We start from the raw sequence: 6,004 nt of genomic DNA, 5'->3' as shown, positions 1-6,004 counted from the left end.
TTATCAGCCGATAATAAACAATAAAACAAAAAAAACAGAGAAATATGAGTGTCTAATAAGAATAAGAAATGACGGAATAATAATTCCTCCCATAAGGTTTATGGAAGCCTCTCGACTTACGGGAACATTGGCACTTCTCACAAAAACCGTGATAGAACAGAGTTTTAAAAAATTTAGTGATACTGAGTATGAATTTTCTATAAATATAACAAGCACGGATTTGCATCTCAACTATCTTGAGGAACACCTTTTAAAAAGCGCTCAAAGATATTGCATCACTCCCTCAAAAGTTACGTTAGAGATGCTTGAAGATATAAGTACAATCAACACACCGGAAATACTTGCTCAGCTCAACTCCCTTCGGTATTACGGCTTTAAAATCTCTATAGATGATTTTGGCTCTCAAAGTTCAAACTTCTCAAGACTTCTTGAGTTCTCGCCGGATTATCTAAAAATTGACGGCTCTTTTATAAAAAATATTCTAAGTGATAAAAACAGTTTAATCATTGTTGAGGCTGTTGTTTTGCTTTGTAAAAAAAGCAACATTAAGGTTATAGCAGAATTTGTTCATAGTAGAGAGGTTCAGGCAAAAGTAGAGGAGCTTGGAGTCGACTACTCTCAAGGCTACTATTTCGGTGAACCTAAAGAGGAGCTACAGTAATACCTTTGGCTCGTTTTACCGCCTCATCAAAGGAGTCAAGTATATTTTCATCGCCAATTAAAGATGTTATCTCATGTCTTTTCAAATCTTCGAGCACATCGCTATTTACACCCGAGAGAAGTAGTCTGACATCTGATTTTTGAAGCGTCTTTATCATCTCTGCAAAATTATGAATAGCCGTCGAGTCCACAAAAGGAACATGGCGCATACGGATGATTAGTATCTTGCTCTTAAGACCTATCTCCTTTATAACTCCAGAGTACTGTTTTGCGGATGCGAAAAAGAGCGGACCGCTTATCTCATATATGGATACACCCTCAGGCAAATTAGAGTAATCCTCAAGCAGGTCGCTGTCAACATGACATGGAGTTTTTATGCCGATGTCAGCCATTCTTTTCATAAACAGAAGTGATGAAAGAACAATCCCAATCTCTATTGCCACGGTTAAATCTACAAACACGGTAAGCAAAAAGGTACTAAGCAGAACTATAATGTCAAAAGGAGAGCCTTTTAAAATCGAGATAAAAGAGCGCCATTCGCTCATGTTGTAAGCAACGACAATCAAAATTCCTGCCAAACATGCCATTGGAATTAGCTTTGCATAACTTGCAAAAAAGAACATGATAAGCAGCAGAGTCAGAGCATGAACAATTCCGGCTATCGGGGTTCTTCCGCCATTTTTTACATTTGTAGCAGTTCTTGCAATTGCTCCCGTTGCTGCAATACCGCCAAATATCGGAGTGACTATATTTGCAATCCCTTGAGCTATAAGCTCCGTGTTTGAGCGGTGGTTACCGCTTATCATGCCATCTGCCACAACGGCAGAGAGAAGAGACTCTACCCCTCCAAGCAGTGCTATAGTTAGGGCAGGTGCGATATAGATATAGAGGTTCTCCATCTCAATGTTCGGTAGCAAAAAATTAAAAGTATTTGGGATTTCACCGAAAAATGACTCAATTGTACTTACTGGAATATTTGCAACTTGAACAACAAGAGTGATAAAAACAATGGCAATAAAAGAGCCAGGAACTTTAGTTGTTGTCTTTTTTGAATATATTGTTATCAAAATCGTAGCAATGGTAATTACAACTGCGTAGAGGTTGACCTCTTGTACATGAGAAAAATAGACTACCCATTTTTGATAAAACTCAGAGGGCATTTTTTCAAGGCTAAGTCCCAGCGCATCTTTAATCTGCGTTGAGAATATTATGACGGCGATTCCGCTTGTAAAGCCTACAATCAGCGGATGCGGAAAGTATTTTAAAAGATTGCCAAGACGTAAAAGCCCAAAAAGTATGAGAATAACTCCCGCCATCATGGTAGAGATGATGAGACCATCAATCCCGTATTGCTGAACAATTGCATATATTATTACGATAAATGCCCCTGTAGGACCGCCTATTTGCACTCTGCTTCCGCCGAGCAAAGATATAATAAATCCCGCAACAATCGCCGTAATAAGACCTTTTTCTGGTGAAACACCTGAAGCTACGGCAAATGCGATGGAGAGAGGAAGAGCAACTATGCCGACAACGATACCTGCAAAAATGTCGGAGATAAGCTGTTCTTTGCTTATTCCGGACTTTAGAAGCGTAAAAAGTTTAGGTTCAAAAACTTTGTTCATTTAGTTTTTCAGCGAATTCAACTGTTCTATTACTTTTGCTTGTTTGCTCTGCGCATCTGCTAGAAGTTCTCTGTTTTTTGCTAAAACTTCTTCAGGTGCGTTTGCTACAAATCTCTCATTGTTTAGCATACCGCCCAGTTTGTCTATCTCCTTCTGGAGCTTTTCATCCTGCTTTGTGAGACGGTTAATAATTGATGTGAGGTCTATGCTTTGTGTCGGTATAAAAGTCTCACATTTTTGCGAGATGTCGCTTACCGCATTTTCTACCTTAGAGTCGGTAAACTCTACAACATCTACTTTGGCAAGTTTGAGGATAAAAGGCTTCATAAGCTCTTGCTCCTCATATGAGATACCGTCTATTTTTACATACACTTTCTCTATCTTTTGATTTGCTAAATCTACCAAGACTTTGGCGCGTCTAACGGAGATGATTACGTCCATGATTATTTCAAATCTTGCTTCATCCTTGAGACGTTTTTTTGTCTTGTGGGGATACTTCATAATCATAACAGAGTCTGCGTTCTCTAAGTTTGTCCCCGAGAGTTCATGGTAGAGATACTCTGTAATAAAAGGCATAAACGGGTGTAGAAGCTTCATAGACTCTTTGAAAATCGCTCCAAGTTCGACTATTGCGCCTTTGTCGGCTTTGCTAAGCTCGATTCCCCAGTCACAAAACTCATTCCAGATAAAGCGGTAAACGGCCGTTGCCGCATCGTTAAATCTGTACTCATCCATGCATGAGCGAACTTCCGCCGTAGCGACATTTAGGCGTGAGAGCATATATCTTCCAAGCGAGCTCTCAACACAAAAACCTTTTAAATCAGGAAATGTATCTACGTTCATCTGCAGGAATTTTGCCGCGTTATATAGTTTGTTTGTAAAGTTGCGGTTTTGTTCCAGCTTATCCGTACTCATTCTTATGTCACGCCCTTGCGCCGCACTGATAGCAAGAGTGAAGCGGAGAATATCGGCACTGTACTTCTCTACCATATCCAGCGGGTCGATAACATTGCCTTTTGATTTGCTCATCTTCTGCCCATTCTCATCGCGTACAAGCGCATGCAGATAGATATGGTTAAACGGAAGTTCTCCCATGAAACTCTCGCCCATCATCATCATTCTGGCAACCCAGAAAAAGAGGATGTCAAAACCCGTAATAAGAAGCGAGTTTGGATAAAAATCTTTCATATCTTGAGAGGTAAAAAGTTTGTCCATCTCTACGTCGCCATTTCCCCAGCCAAGTGTTGAGAAAGGCCATAGAGCGGAGCTAAACCAAGTATCTAGTACATCAGGGTCTTGATGAATATTTTTTGAAGCACACTTTGGGCACTCATGCTCTGAGTCTTTGAGACTTGCCCACTCATGCTCACAGTCGTCGCAGTAAAATACAGGAATCTGATGTCCCCACCAAAGCTGACGGGAGATACACCAGTCTCTTAAATCTCCCATCCATGAGTTGTATGAGTTAATCCAGTGAGGCGGGAAAAATTTCGCTTCGCCGTTGTTTGTTTTTTCTATTGATTTTTTAGCAACTTCGCTTCTGACAAACCACTGTCTTGAGATGTATGGTTCAACGATATTTTTACATCTGTAGCAGTGTCCGACCTGATGTTTGTGATCTTCAATCTTTACTACAAAACCTTCAGATTCGAGTTTTTTTACGATTATCTCTCTTGCCTCAAGACGCTCTAGCCCTTGAAACTCTCCTGCATATTCGTTTAAAATACCCTTCTCATCAAACACGGTGATAAACTCCAAATCGTGTCTTTTGCCTACCTCGTAGTCGTTTTGGTCATGCGCGGGAGTCACTTTAACCACGCCTGTTCCAAAGGTCATGTCTACATGTTCGTCCGCAATAATTGCGACCTCTCTGTTAGTTAGAGGAAGTCTTATCTTTTTGCCTATAAGATGCTTGTACCTCTCATCATCTGGATGAACCATAACCGCGGTGTCGCCGAAGTATGTTTCAGGTCTTGTGGTTGCCACTTCAACAAAACCGCTTCCATCAGCAAAGGGGTACTTTATATGGTAGAACTTTCCATCATGATCTTCATGCTCGACCTCAATATCGCTAAGTGCGCCGTCATGCGTACACCAGTTGACCATGTAGTTTCCGCGAACTATAAGTCCTTGGTTATAAAGATGAACAAAAGCCTCTTTTACAGACTTTTGAAGCCCCTCATCCATAGTGAAACGCTCACGCTTCCATGCAGGAGAGACGCCCATTTTGCGCAGTTGTGAAGTCATTATTCCCGCAGACTCCTCTTTCCAAGCCCATGCACGCTTTAAAAACTCCTCTCTGCCGATCTCCTCTTTTGTAGTACCCTCTGCAAGAAGCTGTTTCTCGACTACATTTTGCGTTGCAATCCCCGCATGGTCGGTTCCGGGCTGCCAAAGAGTTTTATATCCGTCCATTCTTTTGTAGCGGGTAATGATGTCTTGAAGCGTAAAAGTAAGTGCATGACCTATGTGAAGACGACCCGTAACATTTGGAGGAGGCATCATAATGGAGAAGTTTTTTGCATCTTCTTGAATGGCTTTGTTGCCATCTACTTCAAAGTAGCCTCTCTCTTCCCATATTTTGTAAAATGTATCTTCCGTTATGCTTGGTTCATAGCTCTTTTCTGACATGTAATCGACCTTAAAACGTATTAAAATTTTTGCGATTATAGCGTAAATGTTGTGAGCATTAACTTATCGAAGATACAATCTAAAAAATCAGTAAGGAGTTGTTATGCCAACTACAAAAGAGAATTTAGAAGTAGCGTTTAGCGGAGAAAGCGGAGCATATCAGAAATATAGTGCGTTTGCAAAACAAGCCCAAAAAGATGGATTTGCCAATATCGCAAAACTTTTTCGTACAACGGCAGAGGCTGAGAAAATCCATGCCGAGGGACACTTAAAGGCGATGGAGAAAATCGGTTCGACGCTAGAGAACCTTGAAGCGGCAATCGGCGGAGAGACTTATGAGTATGAAGATATGTACCCGCCGATGTATGAAAAAGCCGTAGCGGAGGGGCATAAAGCAAAAAAGATGTTTGGATATGCGCTTGAAGCCGAAAAGGTTCATGCCGAGCTTTACAAAAAAGCATTTCAGGCGGTAAAAGAGGGCAAAGATATTGATGAAGTAGGGATTTATCTCTGCCCGATATGCGGTTATATCGAACTTGGAGAGCCTACAAAAAACTGCCCAGTATGCGGAGTGAAACCATCTGCTTTTGTTCAGATTTAAAACTTCTTGGCGTTTAGTATGATGATGTTTAGTAAAACTACTAGGCTTTTAGAAATCGATTAAATAAGCTTAAATCGGTATAATTCCACTCTTAGTCTTATAGGAGTTTTTTTGCCACTTTCGCGTTTAAATGAAGAACAATATTTTGCAGCTACATCCTCCAACGAACAAAATCTCATTATCGCTTCGGCAGGAACTGGGAAGACATCTACAATCGTTGGAAGAATAGCTTACCTCTTAAGCAAAGGCGTAAAGCCCACAGAAATTTTACTTCTAACATTTACAAATAAAGCCGCAGCCGAAATGGTGCAGCGCGTTGCAGAGTTTTTCGGTAAAGATGTGGCTTCTAAAATCGATGCAGGAACCTTTCACGCGGTTAGTTACAGATGGCTGAAGAAACAAGACAAAAAGGTCGTCCTTAAACAGCAAAGAGAGCTAAAAACACTCTTTAGAAGCGTCTATGAAAAGCGCTCATTCGGGCATATCG

Annotated in this window: 5 protein-coding genes; 3 read left to right on the top strand and 2 right to left on the bottom strand. The window is 40.9% G+C overall.

The genetic code is table 11. From position 1 onward, the window contains the following. A partial coding sequence (locus RQ763_RS08600; RefSeq protein ID WP_314152391.1) for an EAL domain-containing protein occupies positions 1-661 on the top strand: 661 nt, incomplete at its 5' end. Here RQ763_RS08600 and RQ763_RS08595 read toward each other — a convergent pair. Together RQ763_RS08595 and RQ763_RS08590 are read right to left on the bottom strand one after the other, a co-directional pair. Next, positions 642-2,285, bottom strand: a complete 1,644-nt coding sequence (locus tag RQ763_RS08595) for a SulP family inorganic anion transporter (protein WP_314152390.1) — start codon at positions 2,283-2,285, stop codon at positions 642-644. The genes RQ763_RS08600 and RQ763_RS08595 overlap by 20 nt on opposite strands. Next, positions 2,286-4,916: a valine--tRNA ligase gene (locus RQ763_RS08590; protein ID WP_314152389.1), complete on the bottom strand. Its 2,631-nt coding sequence runs from the start codon at positions 4,914-4,916 to the stop codon at positions 2,286-2,288. It lies immediately after the preceding gene. A 103-nt stretch (positions 4,917-5,019) separates the two neighbouring features. Here RQ763_RS08590 and RQ763_RS08585 point away from each other — a divergent pair, with 103 nt between their 5' ends. Beyond that, positions 5,020-5,517 (top strand): rubrerythrin family protein, encoded by a 498-nt coding sequence (locus tag RQ763_RS08585; RefSeq protein ID WP_314152387.1) that lies wholly within the window; start codon positions 5,020-5,022, stop codon positions 5,515-5,517. Between the two features lie 111 nt (positions 5,518-5,628). After that, positions 5,629-6,004: UvrD-helicase domain-containing protein (locus RQ763_RS08580; RefSeq protein WP_314152386.1), on the top strand; the 376-nt coding region annotated here is incomplete at its 3' end.

It is taken from the genome of Sulfurimonas sp. (genome assembly GCF_032250635.1).
GTDB lineage: Bacteria > Campylobacterota > Campylobacteria > Campylobacterales > Sulfurimonadaceae > Sulfurimonas.
Note: the sequence above shows the minus strand (reverse complement) of the source record. Positions and strands in the feature narration are given on the sequence as shown.

Excerpts from the sequence above, each read along its gene's own strand:
- RQ763_RS08595 (WP_314152390.1), bottom strand. The coding sequence starts at position 2,285 with ATGAACAAAGTTTTTGAACCTAAACTTTTTACGCTTCTAAAGTCCGGA.
- RQ763_RS08590 (WP_314152389.1), bottom strand. The coding sequence starts at position 4,916 with ATGTCAGAAAAGAGCTATGAACCAAGCATAACGGAAGATACATTTTAC.
- RQ763_RS08585 (WP_314152387.1), top strand. The coding sequence starts at position 5,020 with ATGCCAACTACAAAAGAGAATTTAGAAGTAGCGTTTAGCGGAGAAAGC.